The organism is [Clostridium] clostridioforme AGR2157, from assembly GCF_000424325.1.
GTDB classification, from domain to species: domain Bacteria; phylum Bacillota; class Clostridia; order Lachnospirales; family Lachnospiraceae; genus Enterocloster; species Enterocloster clostridioformis_A.
Genome location: NZ_AUJR01000020.1, coordinates 1 through 24,622, shown reverse-complemented (window position 1 = coordinate 24,622; position 24,622 = coordinate 1). Strand labels below are relative to the sequence as shown.

Below are 24,622 nucleotides of genomic sequence, written 5' to 3'. Positions count from 1 at the left end.
GTATAATTCCCCGCAACTCTGCTTTCAATTTCGCACAGCTTCAGAAGAAAGAGCTGTATGTGTATGGCTCCAGAAATGCGCTGAAAAAGGATTTCCTGGAATTAATTGATCTGATAAAAGAAGGCGGGGAAGACGACATACCTATTGCTCCATACATTCTAACAGCTTAAGCAACAAGATGGAAAATTCCTTACTGGCTGTAAGGGATATTAACCATAAATATATTGTAGTAGAAAGGAGATTTATCGATGAGATTAAGGAAGTTAGCAGCAATCGTAATGGTGGGTACTATGGTATTTTCTTTGACAGCATGCGGAGGTTCCGGTGGTAACGGCAATACCGCGGGGACGGCAGCCGGAGAGACAAAGAAGACAGAGGAAGAGGTCGGCAATCCAGGGGAATGGACAGATAACAAGGATGCTGTTGTTCTTCAGGTTGGATTTGAGAACTCCATCTCTGAGCCCTTTGGGCAGGGAATTGAAAAATGGGCGGAGCTGTTGGAAGAAAAATCAGGCGGCACCATGAAGATTGAGATTTATCCTGATTCACAGCTTGGAGGTAAATCCTCATTGATCGACACCATGCTTTTAGGAGAAAATGTGTGTACGCTTGCAGATGGAGCGTTCTATGCGGACTATGGTGTGCCGGACTTTGGCATTGTGTTCGGACCGTTTCTGTTTGACAGCTGGGATCAATGCTGGACATTGACCAAATCTGACTGGTATCAGGAGCAGTGTGCAAAACTGGAAGAAAAGGGATTAAAGATTGTGGCTTCCAACTGGATTTATGGTGAGCGCCACACATTGACCACAAAGCCTGTAAACACGGTAGAGGATTTAAAAGGCATGAAGATCCGTGTACCAGGCAATGCCATCCAGTCCGAAGGCTTTGACGCATTAGGCGCAACTTCCACCGGCATGGATTTGGGCGATGTATACCAGGCACTTCAGACAAAGACTATCGACGGAGCTGAGAATCCGTTGGCCACCTTATATGGCAGAAAACTTCATGAGGTTGCCAAATATCTGATTCTGGACGGCCATGTAAAGAATTTTACCACCCTTGTCTGCTCGGCAGATTGGTTTAACTCCTTGACGGAAGAACAGCAGGGCTGGCTGCTTTCTTCTGCGGAAGAGGCGGGCTTGTACAATAACGAGGTACAGCAGAAAGCAGATGCGGAGTATCTGCAAAAAATGAAGGATGAAGGCGTTACCGTTGTAGAACCGAGTATGGAAGTTCTGGCGGGCTTTAAGGAGAAAGCACAGTCCTTCTATACACTGCGAGATAAATTCGGATGGTCTGACAATCTGTATGAGACCGTAAAGAATGCGATGGGTGCAGAATAAATCAGCGATGATTTTAGAAAGGTAAAAGTATGAAAGGAAAAAATAAGATTCTGTCTTTTCTCTGTAACCTGGATTTGCTTGTTGCCTCAGTGGTTCTTGGTATTTTGATTGTGCTCACATTTCTCGGCGTCATCTGGCGCCGGGTGATTGGGCAACCGTTTACCTGGCTGGAGGAAGTACAGCTGGCATGTATGGTGTGGATCGTATTTGCAGCAGGCGGTGCGGCGTTCCGTACAGGAAACCATGTAGCGATTGAAGTAATTGTGGATTTGCTTCCTGCAAAACTGCAGAAATTGATGGAAGTGTTGCTCTCCATTGTTGTCGTAGCGGTGCTGGGATATTTATTCTATCAGAGCCTTGGTTTCATCCAGATGTTTTTGAAAAGCGGCCGTTCTACCAGCATGATTAAGATACCGTATGCCTTGATATACGGAATTGCTCCGTTATCTTATGTGCTGATGGTTATCAGTTACTTCTACAGTATTATAACCGGCGTTAAATCAGAGGCAAAGGAGGCGGCATCAGATAATGAGTGATATTTTATTGTTGGCATCTATTATCATGCTGGTACTTTTATTTCTGAAGGTTCCGGTGTACATCGCCGTACTCGGCGGAGCTATGGTATATTTTGTGATGAATCAAGGGGTAAATCCTATCGTATTTGCCCAGCAGACGATTATTGGAACAGAGAAAATATCCCTTCTGGCCATTCCGTTTTTTGTGTGTGCGGGGATATTTATGAATTACACAGGCGTTACCAAAAGAATTATGGATTTCTGTGAGGTTGTCACCGGACATCTTCCGGGTGGCCTGGCACAGGTTAACGTGCTGCTGTCCACCATCATGGGAGGCCTTTCCGGTTCCAATATTGCGGATGCCGCTATGGAAGCGAAGATGTTGGTTCCGGAGATGGAGAAAAAAGGTTTCTCAAAAGAATTCTCCAGCGTGGTAACGGCAGCATCTTCCATGATTACCCCCCTGATTCCTCCGGGAATCGCCATGATACTTTATGGATGCATCGCTGACGTGTCCATTGGAAAACTGTTTATATCCGGTTTAGGGGTAGGAGCACTCCTCTGCATCACCATGATGATTCTGGTCGGATTTATCTCCAAAAAGCGAGGATATGGAAATCTGACTACGGAAAAGATCACCTGGCCGAAGTTCTGGAAAGCCTTTAAACCGGCGATTTTGCCCCTCTGCCTTCCGATTATCATAATCGGGGGAATCCGTCTTGGTATTTTCACCGCAACAGAGGCCGGTGCAGTGGCAATTATCTATGCAATGTTTTTAGGTATCATATACAAAGAAATGCATATGAAAGACATTGTCCAGGGAATGAAGGAAACAGTAACCACCACCGCCTCGATTATGTTGATTGTATCGGCAGCCAGTGTATTCTCCTGGGTTCTGACAAAAGAGAAGATCCCACAGCAGCTGACAGAGTGGATGATGGCAACGATTAACAATAAGTATGTATTCCTTCTTGTATTGAATATTTTTCTACTGATTGTCGGGATGTTTATTGAAGGGAATGCCTCTATGATCATTCTGGTTCCATTGCTTGCGCCGATAGCAAAATCCTACGGTATCAATGAGATTCAGTTTGCTATGGTCTATATCTTTAACAATGCCATCGGAGCCCTGTCGCCGCCGATGGGAACCTTGATGTTTGTTACCTGCAGTATTACCAAGTGTAAAACAGCGGCATTTATCCGGGAGGCAGTTCCTTTTTACTTCTTACTGCTTATTAACTTAATGCTCCTGACCTGGATTCCAGGATTTACCACAGTGCTGGTCAATCTGTTCTATTAAAATATAATAATATACAATTATACCACAAATTTGTATAAATTCTATTATACTTGTTGTATCGGTTTATATATACATCAATGTATGCTTCATGGCAGGCGCACTGGATTCATTTATCTTTTAGAGTCTGCTGCGGTTGTATGAAGATGCAAAAACTAAAAACAGGAGGAGTTATAGAATGAGAAAGATTTATGCAGGTTTTTTAGCGGCGCTGATGGTAACTGGATTGGCTTTGTCGGGGTGTGGCAATGTACAAATTGATGGTGCAGATTCAAAGAATACAACGTCAAACACATCCAGTTCAAAAGGAACTCAGGAGGATGCAGTTAAGTCGGATGTCAAAGACCCGTATGCAGACAATGTTAAAATTGCATTTGTACCTAACGTTATTGGAGATTCAGTTGCTGCCGCTTGGGGAGACGGCATGGAAAAAGAATTATCCATTTTTGAAAACGTTACATTCCAACGCTTTGATGGTAAGGCTTCTGCTGAAACACAGGTTCAGATAATGTCAGATTTGGTTAACCAGCATTACGATGCAATCATATTGCAGGCAACAGATGCAGCGGCCCTTGCAGCTTCGGTAGAACAGGCAGAGGCGGCAGGCATTCCGGTCATAACATTAAACATGGATGCTTCCACCCCGCATGCAGCGTTGGTTGCCATGGTTGACTATGAGGCCGGAGCGCTGGTAGCTAAGAATATTGCTGCTTCCATTGGAGAGGCCGGAAATGTTGTGATTATTCAGGCCACACCTGGAGCAAGCCGCGGAGAAATTCTTGAAGCTGGTTTTAGGGATGAGATGGCTAAGCATCCGGAAGTGGAGATTATAGATGCCCAGACCGGAGAGTGGCTTACTGAGAAAGCAAATGTAGTCATGAATGACTTTTTAACTAAGTATAATAAAATCGATGCTGTATTCTGTCACAATGATGCAATGGCAGAAGGAGCTTCACAGGCAGCGGAGGCAGCAGGCCGTCTGGGAGAAATGGTGATTTGGGGAGCAGACGGTGAGTCAAAAGCACTGGAATATATCGAAAAGGGAAAGATGGCCGGCACCATTTATACGAACTGCTATGACCAGGGAGCAACTGCAGCACGGCTTGCAATGTACTTTATTGGCTCTGAGGCAGATACATCCTCTTATACAGAGACTCCAATCATTAAGATGGCCCCAATTGTAGTAACCCCTGATACAGTGGAATCAATTGGTCCTGATATTCGCTGGTAATACAACAGATTCTTTTCCAGGGAACAGGGCGGACCCATTCCACCCTGCATCTTCCTGGAATGCCTCTCAGCGTAGATGCGGTTTGCGGCATATTTAGAGGGGCGATGGATTTCAGGCAGATTCCGGTTATGATAAAAGGAGGAACTACTATGCGACAAGAGACAATACGCCGGCTGATATCTGTCGGCTTGCTTTTTGCACTGATTTTAATTTTTGGCCTTACCAGCGAATACTTTTTTACTGCTAACAATATCTTTACCTTATTACGTGAGTGTTCTACCATAGGAATTATCGCGGTCGGTGTATCCATGGTAATCATAACTGCCGGCATAGACCTGTCAACTGGTGCGCTGGCAGGCTTTGTGGCAATGCTCTGTGCAAATCTGCTTTATTATACCCATCTTCCGTCTGGTATCATCATTCTGATTGCCCTTGCAGTTGGGGCTCTGGGAGGTTATTTAAATGGGGTGTTGGTAACGGTACTGCGCATACCCGATTTTATAGCGACTCTTTCCACACAATTTCTGTTTAGGGGACTGGCCCTTATTTTTGCTATTCGCACCGCCACAGGCATGATTTCCAATAAGGTAATTGATAACCGGACCTTTCTTGTTCTGGGAGGAAGCATTAACGGAGTATATCTAGTTACAATAGCATTTTTTGTTATTGCAATCGCGGGGCAGCTCCTTCTGAAACGGACTAAGCTGGGAGTCTATACCTATGCGGTAGGAGCCAACTGCAAATCAGCAGAATTGTCTGGAATTAATTTTGGGAGAATTAAACGGACTGTATTTACTTTGACCGGTCTGTGCTGCAGTATTTCTGCAATTTTTTTAATGGGCAAGATTCGCTCTGCGACTCCTGAGACAGGCATTGGTCTTGAATTTGATGTTATTGCAGCGGTAGTAGTAGGCGGATGTGCCTTTAGCGGAGGCCGCGGTGATATCTTTGGTACTGTGGTTGGAACTCTGTTTATGATGGTATTAACCAATGGCATCTACAAATATAATCTTCCAACAGCGGTCCAGTTAATTATCAAGGGCATGGTTATTGTGGCCATGATTATATTTGATTCTGTTTATAACAAGTATATGGATGAGAAAATGGTCCACCGCAAAGCCCTGGAGGAGGAAAGGAAGGCTGCTGTATGATTGAGAGAGAAATCCTGCTTTCTATGAATGGGATAGAAAAAAAGTTTGGAGACGTTCAGGTGCTGAAGAAGGTTGATATGGAAGTGGCCCGTGGCGAAGTGCATGCTTTAATGGGGGAAAATGGCGCGGGAAAATCCACATTGATTAAGATTCTGACTGGGGTTTATCCAAAGGACGGGGGTTCCATTACCTTCGCAGGAAAGACTTGTGAGATTAATTCGCGGAGTGATGCACAGAAACTGGGTATCGGTGTCATTTATCAGGAACTAAGCCTGATTCCAACACTGAGTGTTATGCAGAACGTAATGCTTGGTAAGGAAAAGAGTGGTTGCGGTCTTCTTAAAATACGTGAGATGAAGAAAAAAGTAAGCGATTTAATTCAGTATTATGACTTTAATCTTCAGCCGGATGCAATTGTTGAGACTCTCTCAATTGCACAGCGGCAGACAGTGGAGATTCTGAAGGCCCTGTCTGAGGATTCATCACTTATTATCATGGACGAGCCTACGGCTTCGCTTTCAAGTAAAGAATCAGAGGCATTATTTGGAATCATTAATCAGCTAAGGGAAAAGGGGGTGTCCATTCTTTATATTTCCCATAGATTGGAGGAGGTTTTCCGTCTGGCTGACCGTTTAACCGTATTGCGCGATGGCAAAAAGGTTGCTGTGCTTGAAAAGGAGCAGATTAATCCTCCGGATGTTATTAAAATGATGATTGGAAAGGAACTCAGTGAGGCCACTGCCTCCCGATACCTGCACCGCAGTAATATGGAACCGGTACTTGAAGTTCGGTCTCTCAGCCGAAAAGGCACATTTTCAGATATTAGCTTTACACTGCACAGAGGAGAGATTCTGGGAATTGGAGGCCTGGTAGGCGCAGGAAGGACCGAGGTGCTGCGCTGTATATTTGGCGCAGACCCTTATGACGGAGGGGAAATCTTTTTTGAGGGAAAGAAGCTGCTATGCCGGGTTTCAGAGACAATTTCAAAAGGCTTTGGGCTGGTTCCGGAAGACAGGCGTAATCAGGGATTCATACCACTATTGTCTATTGAACGCAATATTGCCGTGCCAAACTATGATTTCCTGAGCAAGGCATCAAATGTGAACAGGGCAGAAGAAAAAAAGCTTGGTATAGATGCTGTGGGAAAACTGGATATCCGTCCGGCTGATTCGCAGCTTCCTGTGGGCAACCTTTCCGGAGGAAACCAGCAGAAGGTGGTTATTGGAAAGTGGCTGGCGCGTGACCTGCGGGTCCTTCTGATTGATGAACCTACGGCGGGTATTGATATCGGAGCAAAGGACGAAATATATAAGATTCTTGATAATCTTGCTGAACAGGGGGTATCAATTCTTTTAGTCTCATCGGATTTGCAGGAATTGCTGCGGGTTTCCCATCGTATTCTGGTATTTCGTAAAGGTCATATCCAGAAGGAATTTGATAGCGGTGTCATTACGCAGGAGGATATATTAATGGCTGCGTCCGGCATTGATACTGCTAAAAAGGAGGAAAATAACACATGAGCAGTCGTAAGAACTATAAAGCACTGACCAGTCGTTTTCAGAAACCGTTGATTCTTCTTGTGGTCATGTTGGTGCTCACGTTAATGAATTCGGGGATTTTTTTGACGCTGGGAAATTTTAAAAGTATTCTTCTTGCAATTTCTATATATGGAGTGATGGTCTGCGGCACCATCTATCCCATTCTGCTGGGAGGAATTGACCTTGCGGTGGGGGCAACCGCTGCAATGAGCGGGGCCTGTGTTGTGTTGACCATTGTCAGGATGGACTATAGCTATACAGGAGTCATATTAGGTATTTTATTTGGACTTGCTGCCGGTGTAATGGCCGGAATTGCCCATGGCGCAATCGTCTCAAATTTCAATGTTCCGCCTTTTCTGATTACCCTTGCAAGTCAAAACATTATTTATGGAATTGCACAGCTGCTGACCGGCAACCAGGTTATCAGCTGTCTGGAACCGGCAGCATTCACATTTCTTGGCGGAGGAAGACTGTTTGGTATTCCTTTTTCGGTTTGTATATTGGTGATTGTGGCGTTAATCAGCTTTTGGCTGCTTAACCGGACTACCTTTGGACGCCAGGTTTATGCGGTTGGCGGAAATAAGGAGGCTAGTAATCTTTCTGGAGTATCCTCCAAACGGATAACCACAGTATCGTATGCTATTTCAGGTTTTACTGCGGCATTGGCAGGTATTGTGCTGGCCAGTATGAATCAGCAGGCAATTGCAAAAGCAGCGCAGGGATACGAAAATGATGTACTTACTGCTATTGTAGTAGGCGGCACCAGCCTTATGGGAGGTGAAGGGTCACTGCAGGGAGCCATGTTTGGAGCTCTTTTGGTTGGAATGATTAACAATGGTTTACGTTTGTTGGGAGTACCATCAACGTATCACAGTGTTGTTAAAGGGATTGTAATTATTGTAGCTGTAGCGGCAGATGCATATGGGCGGTATAAGAATAGCGGTTTGAAACGCTCGGGTGTATTGGCCAGAATCTTTAGCCGCAAGGAGGGGGAGTTTAAGACAATATAACAGAAAGGCGGATGTATGACAATGAAGCTGATTGATGCACATACACATGTGTTTGAACAACTTTGCGGATTCGGCCCCCGCGGCGAATTGCGCCCCATTGGAGGCGGACGGGCGCGATGGGCAAATGGTGATGAGATAGAGATGATTCCGCCCGGTTTGGGGGAACGATCCTTTGCAGCAGAAACATTAGCTGCATTATTACAGAAAAATAATGTTGAACGTGCAGTGTTATTGCAGGGAAGCTTCTACGGATTTCAAAATGAATATGTCCTTGAATCAGCCAGACGTTATCCGGACCTGTTCGTTCCTGCAGCCACATGTGACCCATTTTGCAAGAATGCTAAATCTTTGCTGCACCGGTTCCTATATGAATTGGGATTTAGGATTGTCAAATTTGAGACTTCATCCGGAGGCGGACTGATGGGCTATCATGATGATTTCAGAATTGACGGAGATGTATTTCGTGAATTTTTCACAATGATTGCCGAAGCCGGGGCAACATTGGTTCTCGATATAGGAAGCCCTGGGATGCCCAGTTTTCAGCCGGAGGCAGTGGCAGAGATAGCAAAAAGACATCCTAAAATGAGGCTGTTGGTTTGCCATCTTCTGGCCCCCTCTTTGGGGGATTATAAAATGCTTGAGGAAGGACTGAGTATATTATCACTTCCTAATGTATGGTTTGACCTGGCTGCAGTGCCATGGAATGTGGCTCCCGAAACATATCCGTATCCTACGGGGCAGGCGTTTGTAAGACTTGCAAGACAGATTGCGGGGGCTGAGAAGCTTGTATGGGGGACCGATGTGCCCAGTCCTCTGACCAGGGAAAGCTATGAAAATTTATGGCGTTACTTATATGAGGGAAACATCTTTACCGATTTGGAATTCCAACAGGTAATGTACAAAAATGCAAAGGATGTTTACCCCCTTTAAATACAAATATCAATCCAACATGGAGGGAAATATGAAGGCGATGTATATAAAAGAGCCCGGACAGGTAGAATTTATAGATGTAGAAAAACCTGTGAGAAAGAAGGGCGAGGTATTATTAAAACTGCTTTACGGGGGGATTTGCGGAAGTGACCTGGGTTCATACAAGGGAACTTTTGCATACTTCGATTATCCAAGGATTCCCGGTCATGAATTTTCAGCGGAAATCGTTGAGGCGGATGAGGACAACGAACAGGGGCTGCGGCCGGGAATGATTGTTACATGCAATCCCTACTTCAATTGCGGACACTGTTACTCCTGTAAAAATGGGATTGTAAATGCATGCATGGATAACCAGACCATGGGGTGCCAGCGCGATGGTGCATTTCAGGAATATATAACAATGCCCTCAGAACGGGTATATGATGGAAAGGGGATAGACCCCATGCTCCTTGCCGTGATTGAACCGTTTTGTATAAGTTATCATGGCGTCAGCCGGGCAGAGGTGGGAGCCGGAGAAAAAGTGCTTGTAATTGGGGCAGGAACCATTGGTGTGCTTGCTGCTGTTGCTGCAAAAGCAAAAGGCGCACTTGTTTATATATCTGATGTTTCCGAGGGAAAGTTAGAGATGGCAAAGGCCTTTGGGGTAGATGGCACAATTCTGAATGACTCTCCGGAGAATTTTGAAAAAGCAGTGAATGAGATTACAGGAGGAAACGGGTTTGATACAACGATTGAGGCAGTAGGGCTTCCTTCCACGTTCCAGAATTGCATAGATGCAGCGTGCTTTGGCGGTAAGGTGGTGGTCATTGGCGTGGGTAAGAAAAACCTGGATTTTAATTTTACATTACTGCAGAAAAAGGAACTGAATGTATTTGGTTCAAGGAATGCTTTAAAAAAGGATTTCGTGGAATTGATTGAATTGGTTAAAGGCGGGAAGACGCCCATTGAGAATATCATTACAAACGTATATAAATTTGAACACGGGGCTAAAGCATTCTATGATTTCGCACACAATCCTGGAAATATGTTAAAGGTGGTCATAGATTTCACTGGGGATTTAAGTTGAGAGAAGAGGAAAATAAAATGAGAAAAGAAACAGTAATTCAATTTGGCGAAGGCGGATTCCTCAGAGGCTTTGCAGATTATTTTTTCCAAAAGCTGCAGGACAAAGGGCTGTTTGACGGCTCTGTGGTCATAGTCCAGCCCATTGAAAAAGGGATGTGCAGCGTGTTGGAGCAGCAGGGATGTGAGTACAACCTGTTCCTCAGAGGCATTGATAATGGACAGGTGGTGGATGAGCATACTCATATTGACATCATATCCAGGTGCGTGAATCCATATGGTGATTTTGAGTCCTATATGAAGCTGGCTGAGAACCCGGATTTCCGCTTTATTGTGTCCAATACCACGGAAGCAGGAATTGAGTACGTGGATTCCAACCAATTTACGGATGCGCCGGCCATGTCATTCCCAGGCAAACTGACCCAGCTTTTATATAAGCGGTTCCGGCTGGGCCTTAAGGGATTCATCATTCTTTCCTGTGAGCTGATTGACCACAACGGCGAGGAGCTGGAAAAATGCTGTCTCCGTTACGCGGATCTGTGGGGGCTGGGAGAGGAATTTAAGACATGGCTTGTACGTGAAAATGATTTCTGCTCCACCCTGGTGGACCGCATTGTCACAGGATTCCCCAGGGATGAACATGAGGAGCTTAGCCGGAGGATTGGCCAACAGGACAATATGATGGATACGGCTGAGATATTTCACCTGTGGGTCATCCAGGGAAGCCATGAGGATGAGCTTCCGTTGCAAAAGGCCGGCTTTAATGTGGTCTGGACCGACAATGTGGATCCGTATAAAAAGAGGAAGGTGCGCATCCTGAACGGAGCCCATACTTCCATGGTGCTGGGAGCCCATTTATATGGACTTAAGACAGTGGGAGAGTGCCTGAAGGATGAAAAGGTGTCCGCCCTTTTACGCAAATGCATATTCAGGGAAATCATACCGGCCATTGGCGATACGGAAGACAACCGGAAATTCGGAGAAGCAGTGCTGGAGCGGTTCTCCAACCCCTTTATAAAGCATATGCTCCTCTCCATTGCGCTTAACTCCGTGTCCAAATTCCGCGCAAGGGTACTGCCTACCATACTGGAATACAGGGATATGTTCGGTTCCTGCCCACAGGGACTTACCTTTTCACTGGCAGCCCTCATGGCGTTTTACCGCACCGATGATGCCAATGACGGCCAGGAAATCATGGATTTCATGAAGACAGCCCCGGTGGAGGACATTTTAAAGAGGGAAGATTACTGGGGACAGGATTTAAGTCCCCTTCTCGCGGATGTGAAGAGGTGGTATGAATTGATTGAGACAGAGGGCATGGATAAGGCATATGATGCGGTTCTGAGTGAATCGGAGTAAATGCCGTCAGGGATAAATGATGTGCGAGATCCGATGATATGAAGAGGTAAAATAATATGCGGAGTACAACAGTGTGCAGACCCGGAGGAAGAGTCATATGCAGGAGTTTATAAAAATCAACAGGGAAGATACGGTGGCAGTGGCGTTAAAGCCGCTGCCCAAAGGAAGTACGGTTGAGACGGACCAAAATACGGTGGTCTTAAAGGAGGATATTCCCCAGGGACACAAGTTTGCCGTTTGCCAAATGCCGGAGGGCGCGCCTGTCATCAAATACGGCTGCCGTATCGGATATGCCTCCCGGCAGATCCGGCCCGGGGTCTGGGTGCATATCCATAATGTACGCACTGCCCTGGGAGATGTGCTGAGGAGTGCGCAACGAGTTGTGGTTTCTTCCCACGGTAGGCTGCGTGAATTCAGTGGCCACAATGGAGTTGCATTTGCCCATCCATACGGATGCTCCCAGATGGGAGAGGACCAGGAGAATACCAGGAAGGTGCTGGCTGACATCATCCATCATCCCAACGCGGGCGGTGTGCTGGTCCTGGGACTGGGCTGTGAAAACTGCAATATACCGGTTCTGATGGACTATATCGGGGAGTATGACCCGGAACGGGTGAAATTCCTGCAATGCCAGGACTGTGAGGATGAAATGTAGGCTGCCATGGAGCTTCTGGGCCAGAGGAAGCTGGCTTTCATGATTTGGCTATCTTTAAGCAGGGAGTTACACTGTAGAAGGATAGAGCGGATTCGGGAATTTCAGGCCTGCCTGTACGGCGGGCGGATTAATTGATATGGCAGATTTACGGATTAAAGCACGGACGAAGGATTGGGTCCGTGCTTTGTTTTTTCCAATTTCTTGCAAAGATTTTACAGATTTTATCTTCCGGAATTTACATTCAATCTTTAAGATAAGAACATACCACGGAATGATTAGGAGGAAATGGAGTAATGAGAAGAAGTGTAATATCTTTGATGGCATTGGCCATGGCAGCTTCAATGGCTGTATTATCCGGCTGCGGTGCGGCTGCGGCGGGAAGCGGAGCCCAGGATAACACGGGCGCATCCAATGCCCAGACCAGCGTGGCGGCGGTAAACCAGACAGGAAGCGGGGCGGAAGCCAACACAGAAACCAATACAGAAACAAAGGCGGAAGGAAACAGCTCCTCCGGAGGAAAAACAGTAATCGAATACTGGCACTGCAACGCGGAAACACAGGGAGGATTGGTGGTAGACGAGCTGGTTAAGCAGTTTAACGAAAGCAACGATCACATCCAGGTAGTGGCAAAATACAACCCGGACATGTATAAGGGGCTGATGCAGAACCTTCAGGCAGAGGCGGCAGCGGGCAATTCTCCGGCGCTGGTGCAGATTGGCTGGGCGTTCCTGGATTATTTCTCCAATAACTTCTCCTATGTGTCTCCTCAGGAAGCCATTGACAAGTTTGACAAGGAGGATGCCGGTTTCCTTCAGGACAAATTCCTTCCCAATGTCCTTGAGCTGGCTGTAAACAGCGAGGGTTCACAGGTGGGCATCCCGTATTCTTTGAGTAATCCGGTTCTCTACATCAACAAGGATATCTTAAGAGAGGCAGGACTTCCGGAAGACGGCCCAACTACCTGGCAGGAGGTCAGCGAGTTTGCAAAGACCGTTAAGGAAAAGACCGGAAAGTACGGATTTTATATGCAGGAGCCCGCAGATTTCTGGGCTCAGCAGGGACTGATTGAAAGCAGCGGGGCTAAGATGCTGACCACCAACGCAGAAGGCAAAAAAGAGGCCGCCTTTGCCACGGAGGATGGAATTGAAGCCATGCAGCTGATGGCTGATATGGTGAAGGACCAGACCGCTTTACATATCTCCTGGGAGGAAGGCTGCCAGAGCTTTATCGACGGCAACTGCGCCATGCTTTACACCACCATTGCCAGAAGGGCTTCCGTACAGAAGGGAGCGCAGTTTGACGTTGCAACCGTAAAATCCCCTCTGTGGAATGACAAGGAGCGCATGGTTCCGGCAGGCGGATGCTTCCTGGCCATTACGGCCCAGGGCGACGACCAGGTGAAGGCGGCATGGGAATTTGAGAAGTTCCTCTACAGCGTGGAGTCCATGGCAGCCTGGACAGAGGGTACCGGTTATGTGCCTCCCAGAAAGGATGTGGCCGGGGCGGAGAACGGACTTAAGACATTCCTGGCTGAGAACAAGATGATGAACGCGGCCATCGAGCAGATGGACGGAGTGGTTCCGTGGACAGCGTTCCCGGGAGACGCAGGCCTTCAGGCAGAGCAGATGCTCTTAGACATGAGGGACCAGATTCTGGGCGGACAGGTGACGGCAGAGCAGGGCATGAAGGCAACACAGGATGCCATCAACCAGCTGCTGGCAGTACAGTAACCGGTTGGCATACAGCCGCTTACAATAAATTGGAGGGGGTATCCCCGGAATATTTGGGGGTACCTGCCCCTTTATGGAGGTAAAGTCAGATTGAATCAGGAAGAAAAAAAGCAGACATTACTGGGATATCTGTTTCTTGTGCCATCCCTGGCAGTGTTTGCGGTATTCATGTTTTATCCTTTGTTTTATACGGTCTATCTCAGTTTTTTTGAGTGGAATATGGTGAAACCGGTGAAAAAGTTTGTGGGGCTGGCTAACTATGCAGCCATTTTTAAGGACCCGAATTCCTGGAAGATTGCAGGCAATACGGTGGTGTATATCCTTGTACTGCTGATACTGAATTTTGTTCTGCCCTACATCCTTTCCTTCATCCTGTCAGCGGTGATTAAGAGGGGACAGGGATTTTACAAAGCTGTGTTTTTCCTTCCCAGCGTCATCTCCCTGGTGGTGGGTTCCATCCTGTATATCTGGATTCTGAATCCCATTTCCGGCCCGGCGGCCCTTGTGTTAAAGTACTTTGGCCTGGCCCTTCCCTTCTGGTCCAAGACAGAGGGCTGGGTCATCGCGGTGCTGAGCGTAATCACCTCCTGGAAGGTGTTCGGCTATAATTTTATCATCATACTGGCAGGTGTGTCCGGGGTATCCACAGAGGTCATTGAGGCGGCCAGGCTGGACAACATTCCCCTGTGGAAAATATTCCGTGACATGGTGGTCCCCATGAGCTCGGCTACCGGAATCTACGTGTTTATCACCACCATTGTACAGGGACTTCAGTATGTGTTCACGCCCATCAAGGTGGTAACCCAGGGCGGCCCAAACTACGCCAGCTCCAACCTGATATACATGTCCTACCATGAGGCATTTACCCTATACCGCACCGGCACCTCATCAGCCGTGTCAGTGATTACCATGGTGCTGTTCATTGTACTGCTGCTTCTGGAATTCCGGTTTGTGGAAAAGGGGGTATATTATGAAAATTAAAGAAATGCAGCCGGGATGGCACCTGCTTCTTCTGTGTACCGTGTTCCTTCTCCTGATGCCCATTGTTTTTGCTGTGTCCAATTCCTTTAAGACCATGCAGGATGCCTTCAATACGGTGTTTCAGATTATCCCGGCAAGACCCACGGTGCAGAATTACATCCATGTATTTAGCAAGCTGCCCTTTTTAAGGATTACCATGAATACCTTTTTGATTGCTGCCACTGTAACCATTTTTAAGACCATTACCAGCCTGTTTGCAGCATATTCCTTTGTGTATTTTGATTTTAGGGGCAAGGGAATCCTGTACTTTATCATGCTGGCCACTATGTTCATACCATTTACCGTTACCATGATTCCCAACTATCTGATGATTTCCAAAATCGGCCTCAGCGACAAGATATGGGGCGTGGCACTGCCCCAGCTGGCCGATGTGCTGGGAATCTTTCTTCTGCGCCAGTCCATGCGGGGAATCCCCAGAGCTCTTATCGAGGCGGCCAGGATGGAGAATGTGAAGAATCTGAAAATTATGAGGGATATCATCATCCCGTTAGTGCGGCCTTCCATCATTTCCACGGGAATTATCTTTTTCATCAATTCCTGGAACGAGTATGTGTGGCCGGTTCTTATACTGAAAAGCAAGGAGAATTATACCCTGTCCCTGGCCCTGCAGATGTACATAAGCGCGGAGGGAGGGACGGAATTTACCATAGCAATGGCTGTTTCCGTCATGACCATGATTATTCCGCTGGCATTGTATATCCTGTTCCAGCGATACATCATAAACACCTTTGCCATGTCGGGCATCAAGGGTTAGGGGAGTTCGCGGTCAAGGGAATCAAATAAGGAGAAATAAATGAAAAACATAGTATTTGACCATGTAGTAAAGGCTTATGACAAAAATGTAATCGTAAAGGATTTGAATATGGAAATCAGGGAAGGAGAGCGCCTGATTCTGTTGGGACCTTCCGGCTGCGGCAAATCCACCACCCTGCGGATGATTGCGGGTCTGGAGAAGCTCAGCGGGGGAAATCTCTATATGGACGGCCGTCTGGTAAATGATGTTCCCTGCGGGGAGAGGAATGTGTCCATGGTATTTCAGAACTATGCCCTGTTTCCTCATATGACGGTGCAAAATAATATCATTTACGGCTTAAAGGCCCACAAGATGGATCCGGCGGAGATAAAGACCAGACTTTCGGAGGTCCTGGATATGCTGGACCTGAAGGGACTGGAGGATCGCAGGCCTAAGGACCTCTCCGGCGGCCAGCGCCAGAGGGTCGCGCTGGCCAGGGCAGTGGTGAAGCGCTCGAATTATTTTCTTTTGGACGAACCCCTTTCCAACCTGGACGCCCAGCTGAGGCTGCGGGCCAGGAAGGAGCTGGTGAAAATCCATGAGATGTACCACCAGACCCTTATTTATGTAACCCATGACCAAATTGAGGCAATGACCGTGGGACAGCGCATAGCACTGATGCACGAGGGGAAAATGCAGATGCTTGACACCCCTTCCAATGTATACAACCGTCCGGCCAATGTATTTACCGCAAAATTCATCGGCTCCCCCTCCATGAATATTGTGGAGGCATCCTACACCAAGGGAACGCTGGTGATTGGAAGACAGGTGATCTGGCTGCCGGACATGTGGTCCGGATTGGCCTCACGCAACGAGTCCGGCCGCCTGTTCCTGGGAATCCGTCCGGAGCACATGGTTTTGTTTCGCAGGCACCAGGACAATACCCTGGAAGGAACCGTCAAGTACGTGGAGGATTACGGCAACCGGTACGGCGTATACGTGCAGGTGGACAATATGGAGTTTATCGCTGTGAGCGAGGGCGATATCCCTGCTCCGGGAGAGAACGTATACATCCAGCCGGATTTTGACAGAATCCATCTCTTTGACAGGACCACCCAGGTATCCCTGGGCTATCCTGAACAGCTGAGGGCCGCCAAGGAGCCGCATATACTCCCAAAGGTCGCCAAAAAGAAGGGAGAGAACGACAATGGCTTTGCTCATCAGTACCAATATGTATAAGGCGGAGGAGTTTAAGAGAGTTCTGCCCTATGCGGAAAAATGGAGGGGACAGGTGGGGGTGGAAGTATTTCCCATGTTCCACCAGCAGATATTTGCCCCTCTTCTTGAGGAGAGCATGGACATTTTAAGCCGTGTTCCCATCAGCTTTCACGGTCCCTATTACAAGGCGGAGCACTCGGCGCCCCAGGGAACCCCGGGCTATGAGTATACCATGGAACTGGTGGAGCAGACCCTTCGTTATTCAGAGAAACTTAACAGCCGTTATCTGGTTTTTCATCACAACAACTGTGTTGTCAGGGATAAGGAGAGGATGCTCAGGGATTCCTGCGTGAATTACCGCAGGGTGGAGGAACTGTTTCGTCCCTTTGGAATACCGGTGGCAGTGGAGAATGCAGGGGTTATGGACCGGAACAATATGCTGCTGGATGAGAATGAGTTTGTCTCCCTGTGCCGGACGGAAAAGTACCCGGTGCTCATAGACATCGGCCATGCCCATGCCAATGGCTGGGACCTGCGCAGCGTTATGGAGCGTCTCCGGGGGCAGATTCTGGCATACCATCTTCACAACAATGACGGAGTTCACGACAGCCACAGGCGGATTGGAGACGGAACCCTGGATTTTGAAAGCTTTATGACATGGGCCAGGGAATATACCCCTCAGGCTGACCTGGTAGTGGAGTACGGCATGGAGACAGCGGATGACTGCCAGGGTATTGTGGAGGATGTGGAACGGCTGCTGGCCTTTGAAAATAGTTTGTAATAATTTGGAAAATACAGCTCAATAGTCAAAAGCGCAGATTGAATATTTGTCCGCGCTTTTTTATATGTAACAGTAACTGACCGTTTCCGTAAGACTATTGTATTTAATGCAGGATTATGTTACGAAAGATGATTTTTCAGACATCCTCACCGGGACAAATTCTTCCTATATTCATCAATCACATACTTCGCCCTCTCCGCAAATTCCCGGGGCGTATAGATATAGTACTGGATTTCCAGCTCAGGCCGTTCGCCCACCCTGACGATGAGTGTGCCGGTCCGTCTGTTCTGGGTGCCGGTATTGACAACCTTTACTTCATAGGGAATCTGTCCGGCCTTCAGGGCCTGATGTACGGTGGTGTATAATTCCAGGTCGTTGGTCATGAACACTTCTGTCTTTTTCTTTATTCCGAACATAGATGCCTCCATTTCTGCCAGTGGGAAAAAATATCGTACAGGACACTTTGGTGTATAATTAGTTTGCCAACAAAATATACAAAGGAAAGTGACCCTGTACGACAAACTCATTATACAACGAAAAGAACCTGATTGGTAGACTTCATGAATATTTTTCCATCTATTTTAAAACGTTTTCTTTCCTACCGCGGCATCTACGGCTACAAGAAGGCGTTGGAGTGGCGGCAATTTTGAACGCCCTGCGCGGAAGCAGCTTATCGCAGATATTGAAGCCGGTAAGGTTGCCCATGTGATCGTAAAGGACATGAGCCGAATCGGCAGAGATTATTTGCAGACAGGCTTTTACACCGAGGTCATGTTCCGTCAGCACGGCATTCACTTTGTTGCGATTGCCAACAGCGTGGACAGTGATGGCCAGAACAGCAATAAGTTTGCGCCGTTTCTCTATATGGCCTTCTGGTTTTCGTAAACCTTTGTTTCCGTGGTATTATATCCCAGCGGCGTGATTACGGCGCATCTGCCAATGACCTCTCCTGTGGGAGCTGCACAAGGATCAAAAGGAGCTGGCGCACCCATTCCATTTGGTCAGCCGCTTTGAGTGCTTCGGTCACGCCCTTGCTTTGCCATAGCAGGAACGATGATTTCCATACGCTCGTTGCAGGAGTTCTTAAAGAACGGCGGAGTGGCTGTGGTGGGCGAGAGGGACAGCCGCGGGTGAGAAGAGAATCCATGGGTGAATTGAGGCCATGGGTAAGAAAAACCGCAGGTAAATAAAAGGCGCAGCTTCTTCTGTATGTGACATGCAAAAGAGGATGCGCCCTTTTGGTGGAATGTGACTATGATTCTGTTTTTAATTCTGCCTGCGATTTCGTCGGAGGCCCGGTCTGGGACGGCGTAGCCGGCTGTACCGGAACCAACGGGTCCTTGATGCCGTACAACCGTTTCCACTCCTTTGTGCCCTCCACCTTTACCGTCTCGCAGCGGTTCAGATTCAGGAATTTTACCAGTTCATAACAGCTGACCCAGATTTCATTGTTGCTGTCCTTTTGAGATTCATCAAATATGAGTTCCAGGCCAAAGTGGAGATGGGGGTCGTCGATGTTGTTGGTGTTTTCTGTGCGGCTGTAACCAGTGCGTCCCAGATAGCCTATGACATCCCCGGCCTGCACCACGCTGCCCACCTCCAGGCCTGACTGGTAGGGATAATTCTTGCGCAGATGGGCGTAATAGTAGTAGCGTTTGTGGTCAAAGCTGCGTATTCCCAGCCGCCAGCCGCCATACTGGTTCCAGCCCAGGGCTTCCACATAGCCGGATTCCACGGCAACCACCGGAGTCCCCACCTGGCCCATCATGTCGTGGCCCAGGTGCTGGCGCTTGAAGCCATAGCTGCGGGCCACGCCGAAGTCGTCAAAATCACTGTAGGGAAAGCCCTTGGCGATGGGGGAAAATGCCTTGAGTCCGTATTTTGTCACCCAAACCGTGGCGGGGTCTCCGGGGGCGCCCCCTGCTACGCCTGAGGGAAGATAAGCGGCCGGGGCCTGGCTTGCAGGTATCTCTGCCTCAAACTGCCCTACCATGCCGTCTAATACAGCCCCGTAAGCCTGACGGTAATAAGAGTAATACTTCATGTCTTTTGTCAATTCTTCCATGGTGGTTTCTCCGTTTTTCAGCTTTTCCGCCACCGCGGTCATGTGTTCCGGCTTATATTTTGAAAAGTCTCCGCCGTAACGGGTCCCCAGATAGGCCAGTAAATCCACCCAGTTCAGGTGGATGTCAGCCTGACATGTGTCCACGTCAAGGCGGAATGCCTGGTTCATTGCCTCTGAGGTGACGCCAAAGTCCACCCATTTGATATAATCCTTATTTTTATCCGCTTTCTTATCTGTCTTTTTATCTGTCCCTGTTCTGCCCGGGTCTGCGCCTTCCGTGTTTTCCAGGGGATTCATGTATCCGGCCAGCCTGGAGGCCTGGCTCATGACTGCCTGGCCCGGGTCTGTCTTAAACAGGAAGATGCCGAGACACAGCAGGCTCAGCACCAGCATTTCCCCGTAAATCACTGTCTTTGTACTGATATGTAAATGCTCCCGGAGCATTCGGAAGAATCTCATGGTATAACCGCCTCCTGACACCCTTTCGGGAAATATGGGTCCTGGAGTAATCTTATGTCTGTCCATGCTGTTTTATGCATGAACGAGGGGAGAGGGGGCAATTTGTATGTGGCGCCGGTTCCCCGGCGAGGCATTGGCCAGGCTGGCCCAGGGGACCTGTGGAGGGGGATGGCAGGAACAGATGGCGAGGGAGTTTCGGGATAATCTGTTGTGAAGCCGGCCTTGACACTTCCTGTGCGGCAGGTTACAATAAAAGAATCATATTTGAATTCGAAAAGGTTAAACATCATGAAACTGTGCATTGGATACGCTCCGGACAAATGGATAAGATGAAGCATTGTACGGAGTAAAAGACAGGACAGGGACAGCCCCTGGCGCTTCATCGGCAGAGCTGGAATTTTAAGTACATGGGCTAATGGAATCAGTGTATTTCTATTAGCGGGCTTTGCCGTGCAGTGAATGATGGATTTTCGGGCCGCAGCGATGTTTCGTCTGCGGCCTTTTGCGCGGTCCGGGGGACGTATGTCCTTGAGCGGACATGGGAGCAGGAACTGCGTCATTTTTGCGCAGGAAACACTTAAAGCAGAAGGTTTTACGCATTGATGCGGGACCTTCTGCTTTTACTTTATTCGGAGGAGAATATCATGAATCTTGAACAGGACCTGACAACAGGAAATATCACAAAACAGCTTATCCGCTTTGGAATCCCACTGTTTTTGGCGAACCTTCTTCAATCCTTTTACAGCATCGTGGACATGCTGGTGGTGGGAAATGTGGTGGGCAGCACAGGGCTGGCTGCAATCAGCAACGCATCCATGATTAGTTTTATCATCAATTCCATATGTACGGGCGTGACCATCGGAGGAACTGTTCTGGCAGCCAGGTGCAAGGGCGCAGGGGACAGGGTAGGGCAGAGGGAGACCATAGGCACCCTGTTTTCCCTGTCAGCCGCGGCAGCAGTGCTGGTGTCACTGACAGGACTGGCCGGCTACCCCACTGTATTCAGACTCCTGGGCGTGCCGGAGGCCGCCATGAAGGATGCGTGTGACTATATGTTTATCATCTGCTGCGGGACTATCTGCGTCTTTGGCTACAATGCTGTATGCGCCGTCATGCGGGGCATGGGGGATTCCCGAAGCCCCCTGTATTTTGTCCTGGTGGCAACGGTGGTGAACATCATACTGGACATCCTGCTGGTGGGGGTATGGGGCATGGGGACAAAGGGCGCTGCCTGTGCGACTGTTTTCTCCCAGGGCGTATCCTTTGCGGTTTCCGTGGTTCATCTGCGGAGGCAGGATTTTGTCTTTGAGTTCAGGCGGAGGAGCTTTGCTGTAAAATGGGACAGGCTGGTTTCCATTCTGTCAGTGGGACTGCCGTCCGCCGTACAGATGGTGGTGGTCAATCTCTCCTATCTGCTGATTACCGGTATGTTCAATGCCCATGGCATGGAAGTGGCTGCCGCCGTGGGAATCGGACTCAAAGTCAATACCTTTGCAGGCATGCCCTGCTGGGCCGTGGGACAGGCTGTGACAGCCATGACGGGCCAGAACATGGGTGCAGGTAAGACGGGACGTGTAAGGGAGACAGTGAGGACAGGGCTGGCGCTTAATCTGGCGGTCACGCTGTGCGCGGTTCTGGCAGTCCAGGTATCCGCCGTCCGCATCATATCCCTGTTTGCGCCCTCTGATCAGGCTGTGGCCCAATACGGCGTGCTGTATCTGCGCATCTGCTGCTGCGCAAACAGTCTGGTATATGCGGCCATGTATACCTATGATTCCTTTGCCACCGGCGTGGGGGCTGCCTGCGTGGCAATGGTCAACTCCCTGCTGGACTCCGTGGTGGTGCGCCTGGCCTTCAGCTGGCTTCTGGGTTCCCTGATGGGTCTTGGATTTACGGGAATATGCCTGGGGCAGGCCCTTTCGCCCCTGCTGCCGGCCCTGGCAGGAGCCTGGTATTTCAGGCGGGGAAGGTGGGAGAAGAAAATGGGAGAAGCAAAAGAAGGCCAAGGGAAAAACAGACAGCAGATTTAAGTGGAAAAACACCCCTGATTTATGTATAATGAAGACAGCGGTAAACGCGGCATGAAGGAGGATTACATAATGGAGAATTTTGAGTTTTTCACACCTACCAGGATGATATTCGGAAAGGATACCCATCTGCAGGTAGGAAAGATTGTAAAGGAATATGGATTTAAGAAGGTGCTGGTGCATTTCGGCGGGGCCAGCGCTAAGAAGACAGGTCTTCTGGACGCGGTTACAGGAGCCCTTGAGGCGGAGGGAATACAGTATGTGACTCTGGGAGGCGTACAGGCCAATCCCACCCTGGCAAAGGCCAAGGAGGGCATCAGCCTGTGTCTGAAGGAGGGCGTGGACCTGGTGCTGGCCGTTGGAGGAGGAAGCGTGATTGATTCTTCCAAATGTATAGCAGACGGCGCAGGGAATCCGGATGTGGATGTATGGACCTATTTCCGCCAGGAGGCGGTTCCGGCCAAGGCGCTGCCGGTTGGCGTTATCCTCACCCTGTCTGCATCCGGCAGCGAGATGAGCGCTTCCTGCGTTATTACAAACGAAGAAAATGGCTTTAAGCGGGGCTTTAACAGCGTGACCCACCGCCCCTTGTTTTCCATCTGCAACCCGGAGCTGACCTGCACGGTAAGCAAATACCAGACAGCCTGCGGCACGGTGGACATCATGATGCACACACTGGAGCGGTATTTCAGCAAGACCAGGGACACGGAACTGACGGACCGCATAGCCGAGGCCCTTTTAAAGTCCACGGTGGAGGCGGGCAGAATTGCCGATAAGGCGCTGGATAACTATGAGGCCAGGGCCGCCCTTATGTGGGGAGGAAGCCTTTCTCATAACGGACTGACAGGGGCAGGAAGGAATTTCCTCATGCAGGTGCACCAGCTGGAGCATGAGCTTTCCGGCATGTATCCCTCCATTGCCCATGGGGCAGGTCTGGCAGCCCTGTGGCCGTCCTGGGCCAGGTTTGTGTGTCCTTCCGATGTAAACCGCTTTGCCCAGTATGCTGTCCGGGTGTGGAACATAGACATGGATTTTGACTGCCCCATGAACACGGCCCTGGCAGGAATCCAGGCCACGGAGGATTTTTATAAGAGCCTGGGTATGCCCTCCACCCTAAAAGAACTGGGCGTGGAGGAAGAACGCCTGGAAGAGATGGCTGAGAAATGCACCAACATGGGCAAACGCACCCTGCCGGGTATCCGGGAACTGGGCAAGGAAGAGATGATGGAAATTTACAGGATGGCCATGGGGGAGTAGGGAGCATAGGAGTTTGGCATACCCGGAAGATAATAAGGAGACGGAGAATGGACGCAATCGACAGCCGCAGGAGTATACGCAGGTTTTCAGACAGGGAGATACCGGATGAGGTTATCTGTAAAATTGTGGAAAGCGGGATAAAGGCCCCGTCAGCCAAGAACAGGCAGCCGTGGAGATTTATGGTCATCCAGGGCCAGGCAAAGGCGGACATGCTGAGGGCGTTCCGGGCCGGAATCCAGCGGGAGAAGACAGGCAGGGCACTGCTGCCGGACAGCAGCAGGCACCTGGGAGGCGCGGAGTACACGGTCCGAATCATGGAACAGGCGCCTGTGGTCATATTTGTTTTGAATTCAGAGGGAAAAGGGATGTTTGCCTCCCTGGATGACGAGGAACGGATTTATGAGCTCTGTAATATCCAGTCTGTCAGCGCTGCCATTGAGAATATGCTTTTGGAAGCAGCGGATATGGGAATCGGCAGCCTGTGGATATGCGACATATTCTTCGCCTATGAGGAACTGTGCGGATGGATGGACTGCGGGGATGAGCTGGTGGCGGCAGTGGCCTTTGGCTATGCGGAGGAGTCGCCGTCCCCCCGTCCCCGCAAAAGGCTGGAGGATGTGGTGGTCTGGAAACGCTGAGTCTGAACGTTAAGTCTGAAATGCAGAAATTATGGCGCAGCCTATTGCCAACCACCTCCATGTGTGCTATGATTCAGCTATAATAAAATAAGTTCTTCGGGGCAGGGTGTGATTCCCTACCGGCGGTAATAGTCCGCGACCCGCTACGGCGGCTGATTTGGTGCGATTCCAAAACCGACAGTATAGTCTGGATGAGAGAAGAAGGTGTGTAAGCGGCAGATGAACAGGCCCCGGATTATTTTCGTATCCGGGGCTTTTATAGGTGCGCCCGGCGGGCGCACGTTCTAACGGGTGAAAGTCCCTGACCCGCCCGGCAGTGGGAAGGGTGCAGCCAATGGCAAGGGCGTCATCGTGAGGTGGGGTCTGAAGGAAGCCGGAGGCAAACCACTGGCCTGTAAAAGTTGTCCGGATAGGCTGTGAAGCGTGGATGAGGTTGCCTAACAAACTAAAGTCCAATAACTGCACGGAACGCCAGCAGTAAACGGGGCAGGTATAAGTGGGAAAGAACGTGTGAGTACCCGGGGAGGTCTCACGGACGTGAAAGTGGCGATAAAACATTCGCTGTCACGGAGTAAAGCT

At 49.0% G+C, this 24,622-nt stretch carries 20 protein-coding genes, 2 pseudogenes and 1 riboswitch; of the genes and pseudogenes, 20 read left to right on the top strand and 2 right to left on the bottom strand.

The genetic code is table 11. The annotated features are described in order from the left end of the window. The first annotated feature begins 248 nt into the window (after positions 1-248). The 16 genes and pseudogenes from dctP to G614_RS0110055 all read left to right on the top strand — a co-directional run bounded on the left by dctP (position 249) and on the right by G614_RS0110055 (position 17,597). Positions 249-1,346, top strand: coding sequence for a C4-dicarboxylate TRAP transporter substrate-binding protein (dctP, locus tag G614_RS0110130; protein WP_027641841.1), 1,098 nt, complete (start codon positions 249-251; stop codon positions 1,344-1,346). Positions 1,347-1,375: 29 nt separating this feature from the next. Next, a complete protein-coding gene (locus G614_RS0110125; RefSeq protein WP_027641840.1) occupies positions 1,376-1,882 on the top strand; it encodes a TRAP transporter small permease in 507 nt (168 codons plus the stop codon). Continuing rightward, positions 1,875-3,161 carry a TRAP transporter large permease gene (locus G614_RS0110120; RefSeq protein ID WP_027641839.1) on the top strand — a complete coding sequence of 429 codons (1,287 nt, stop codon included), beginning with the start codon at positions 1,875-1,877 and terminating at the stop codon, positions 3,159-3,161. The genes G614_RS0110125 and G614_RS0110120 overlap by 8 nt, the downstream gene beginning before the upstream one ends. Positions 3,162-3,336: 175 nt before the next feature. Continuing rightward, a complete protein-coding gene (locus G614_RS0110115; protein WP_027641838.1) occupies positions 3,337-4,389 on the top strand; it encodes a sugar ABC transporter substrate-binding protein in 1,053 nt (350 codons plus the stop codon). A gap of 149 nt (positions 4,390-4,538) precedes the next feature. After that, positions 4,539-5,540: an ABC transporter permease gene (locus tag G614_RS0110110; protein WP_027641837.1), complete on the top strand. Its 1,002-nt coding sequence runs from the start codon at positions 4,539-4,541 to the stop codon at positions 5,538-5,540. Beyond that, entirely contained in the window at positions 5,537-7,060 is a 1,524-nt protein-coding gene (locus G614_RS0110105; RefSeq protein ID WP_027641836.1) for a sugar ABC transporter ATP-binding protein, read from the top strand. The genes G614_RS0110110 and G614_RS0110105 overlap by 4 nt, the downstream gene beginning before the upstream one ends. Next, positions 7,057-8,088: an ABC transporter permease gene (locus G614_RS0110100; protein WP_027641835.1), complete on the top strand. Its 1,032-nt coding sequence runs from the start codon at positions 7,057-7,059 to the stop codon at positions 8,086-8,088. Before G614_RS0110105 ends, G614_RS0110100 begins: the two co-directional genes overlap by 4 nt. 21 nt (positions 8,089-8,109) lie before the next feature. Continuing rightward, the gene (locus G614_RS0110095; RefSeq protein ID WP_027641834.1) at positions 8,110-9,018 is read left to right on the top strand and encodes an amidohydrolase family protein; all 909 of its coding nucleotides are present in this window, start codon (positions 8,110-8,112) and stop codon (positions 9,016-9,018) included. 31 nt (positions 9,019-9,049) lie between these two features. Next, on the top strand, positions 9,050-10,084 hold the full coding sequence (locus tag G614_RS0110090; protein WP_027641833.1) for a zinc-binding dehydrogenase: 1,035 nt from the start codon (positions 9,050-9,052) through the stop codon (positions 10,082-10,084). 17 nt (positions 10,085-10,101) lie between these two features. Then, positions 10,102-11,439 carry a tagaturonate reductase gene (locus G614_RS0110085; protein ID WP_027641832.1) on the top strand — a complete coding sequence of 446 codons (1,338 nt, stop codon included), beginning with the start codon at positions 10,102-10,104 and terminating at the stop codon, positions 11,437-11,439. A 97-nt stretch (positions 11,440-11,536) separates the two neighbouring features. Beyond that, a pseudogene (locus G614_RS0110080) lies at positions 11,537-12,091 on the top strand (UxaA family hydrolase); the annotation flags it as partial. Positions 12,092-12,387: 296 nt separating this feature from the next. After that, complete coding sequence (locus G614_RS0110075) at positions 12,388-13,824, top strand: ABC transporter substrate-binding protein (RefSeq protein ID WP_027641830.1); 1,437 nt, start codon at positions 12,388-12,390, stop codon at positions 13,822-13,824. 90 nt (positions 13,825-13,914) lie between these two features. Next, entirely contained in the window at positions 13,915-14,805 is an 891-nt protein-coding gene (locus G614_RS0110070; protein ID WP_027641829.1) for a carbohydrate ABC transporter permease, read from the top strand. Beyond that, positions 14,795-15,619 carry a carbohydrate ABC transporter permease gene (locus tag G614_RS0110065; protein WP_027641828.1) on the top strand — a complete coding sequence of 275 codons (825 nt, stop codon included), beginning with the start codon at positions 14,795-14,797 and terminating at the stop codon, positions 15,617-15,619. The genes G614_RS0110070 and G614_RS0110065 overlap by 11 nt, the downstream gene beginning before the upstream one ends. A 39-nt stretch (positions 15,620-15,658) precedes the next feature. After that, complete coding sequence (locus G614_RS0110060; RefSeq protein WP_027641827.1) at positions 15,659-16,837, top strand: ABC transporter ATP-binding protein; 1,179 nt, start codon at positions 15,659-15,661, stop codon at positions 16,835-16,837. Beyond that, on the top strand, positions 16,806-17,597 hold the full coding sequence (locus tag G614_RS0110055; RefSeq protein ID WP_027641826.1) for a sugar phosphate isomerase/epimerase family protein: 792 nt from the start codon (positions 16,806-16,808) through the stop codon (positions 17,595-17,597). The genes G614_RS0110060 and G614_RS0110055 overlap by 32 nt, the downstream gene beginning before the upstream one ends. Before the next feature lie 146 nt (positions 17,598-17,743). Here the strand turns inward: G614_RS0110055 and G614_RS0110050 are convergent, their stop codons facing one another. Further along, the gene (locus G614_RS0110050) at positions 17,744-18,013 is read right to left on the bottom strand and encodes a hypothetical protein (protein ID WP_027641825.1); all 270 of its coding nucleotides are present in this window, start codon (positions 18,011-18,013) and stop codon (positions 17,744-17,746) included. Between the two features lie 214 nt (positions 18,014-18,227). Here G614_RS0110050 and G614_RS27240 point away from each other — a divergent pair. Beyond that, positions 18,228-18,476, top strand: a pseudogene (locus G614_RS27240) (recombinase family protein); the annotation flags it as partial. Between the two features lie 373 nt (positions 18,477-18,849). Here the strand turns inward: G614_RS27240 and G614_RS0110035 are convergent. Next, on the bottom strand, positions 18,850-20,121 hold the full coding sequence (locus G614_RS0110035; protein WP_027641824.1) for a M23 family metallopeptidase: 1,272 nt from the start codon (positions 20,119-20,121) through the stop codon (positions 18,850-18,852). 644 nt (positions 20,122-20,765) lie between these two features. On the opposite strand from G614_RS0110035, the gene G614_RS27235 reads away from it, so the two are divergent. From G614_RS27235 to G614_RS0110015, 3 genes are all read left to right on the top strand, one after another. Next, positions 20,766-22,151, top strand: a complete 1,386-nt coding sequence (locus G614_RS27235; protein ID WP_044917559.1) for an MATE family efflux transporter — start codon at positions 20,766-20,768, stop codon at positions 22,149-22,151. A gap of 69 nt (positions 22,152-22,220) precedes the next feature. Further along, a complete protein-coding gene (locus G614_RS0110020; protein ID WP_027641823.1) occupies positions 22,221-23,405 on the top strand; it encodes an iron-containing alcohol dehydrogenase in 1,185 nt (394 codons plus the stop codon). 47 nt (positions 23,406-23,452) lie between these two features. Continuing rightward, positions 23,453-24,043, top strand: a complete 591-nt coding sequence (locus G614_RS0110015) for a nitroreductase family protein (RefSeq protein ID WP_027641822.1) — start codon at positions 23,453-23,455, stop codon at positions 24,041-24,043. Positions 24,044-24,131: 88 nt separating this feature from the next. Then, positions 24,132-24,250, top strand: a riboswitch (FMN riboswitch). Positions 24,251-24,622 lie beyond the last annotated feature (372 nt).

Excerpts from the sequence above, each read along its gene's own strand:
- G614_RS0110020 (WP_027641823.1), top strand. The coding sequence starts at position 22,221 with ATGGAGAATTTTGAGTTTTTCACACCTACCAGGATGATATTCGGAAAG.
- G614_RS0110050 (WP_027641825.1), bottom strand. The coding sequence starts at position 18,013 with ATGTTCGGAATAAAGAAAAAGACAGAAGTGTTCATGACCAACGACCTG.
- G614_RS0110035 (WP_027641824.1), bottom strand. The coding sequence starts at position 20,121 with ATGAGATTCTTCCGAATGCTCCGGGAGCATTTACATATCAGTACAAAG.
- G614_RS0110075 (WP_027641830.1), top strand. The coding sequence starts at position 12,388 with ATGAGAAGAAGTGTAATATCTTTGATGGCATTGGCCATGGCAGCTTCA.
- G614_RS0110120 (WP_027641839.1), top strand. The coding sequence starts at position 1,875 with ATGAGTGATATTTTATTGTTGGCATCTATTATCATGCTGGTACTTTTA.
- G614_RS0110115 (WP_027641838.1), top strand. The coding sequence starts at position 3,337 with ATGAGAAAGATTTATGCAGGTTTTTTAGCGGCGCTGATGGTAACTGGA.
- dctP (WP_027641841.1), top strand. The coding sequence starts at position 249 with ATGAGATTAAGGAAGTTAGCAGCAATCGTAATGGTGGGTACTATGGTA.
- G614_RS0110055 (WP_027641826.1), top strand. The coding sequence starts at position 16,806 with ATGGCTTTGCTCATCAGTACCAATATGTATAAGGCGGAGGAGTTTAAG.
- G614_RS0110100 (WP_027641835.1), top strand. The coding sequence starts at position 7,057 with ATGAGCAGTCGTAAGAACTATAAAGCACTGACCAGTCGTTTTCAGAAA.
- G614_RS0110105 (WP_027641836.1), top strand. The coding sequence starts at position 5,537 with ATGATTGAGAGAGAAATCCTGCTTTCTATGAATGGGATAGAAAAAAAG.
- G614_RS0110095 (WP_027641834.1), top strand. The coding sequence starts at position 8,110 with ATGAAGCTGATTGATGCACATACACATGTGTTTGAACAACTTTGCGGA.
- G614_RS0110060 (WP_027641827.1), top strand. The coding sequence starts at position 15,659 with ATGAAAAACATAGTATTTGACCATGTAGTAAAGGCTTATGACAAAAAT.
- G614_RS0110110 (WP_027641837.1), top strand. The coding sequence starts at position 4,539 with ATGCGACAAGAGACAATACGCCGGCTGATATCTGTCGGCTTGCTTTTT.
- G614_RS0110015 (WP_027641822.1), top strand. The coding sequence starts at position 23,453 with ATGGACGCAATCGACAGCCGCAGGAGTATACGCAGGTTTTCAGACAGG.
- G614_RS0110125 (WP_027641840.1), top strand. The coding sequence starts at position 1,376 with ATGAAAGGAAAAAATAAGATTCTGTCTTTTCTCTGTAACCTGGATTTG.
- G614_RS27235 (WP_044917559.1), top strand. The coding sequence starts at position 20,766 with ATGAATCTTGAACAGGACCTGACAACAGGAAATATCACAAAACAGCTT.
- G614_RS0110085 (WP_027641832.1), top strand. The coding sequence starts at position 10,102 with ATGAGAAAAGAAACAGTAATTCAATTTGGCGAAGGCGGATTCCTCAGA.
- G614_RS0110065 (WP_027641828.1), top strand. The coding sequence starts at position 14,795 with ATGAAAATTAAAGAAATGCAGCCGGGATGGCACCTGCTTCTTCTGTGT.
- G614_RS0110090 (WP_027641833.1), top strand. The coding sequence starts at position 9,050 with ATGAAGGCGATGTATATAAAAGAGCCCGGACAGGTAGAATTTATAGAT.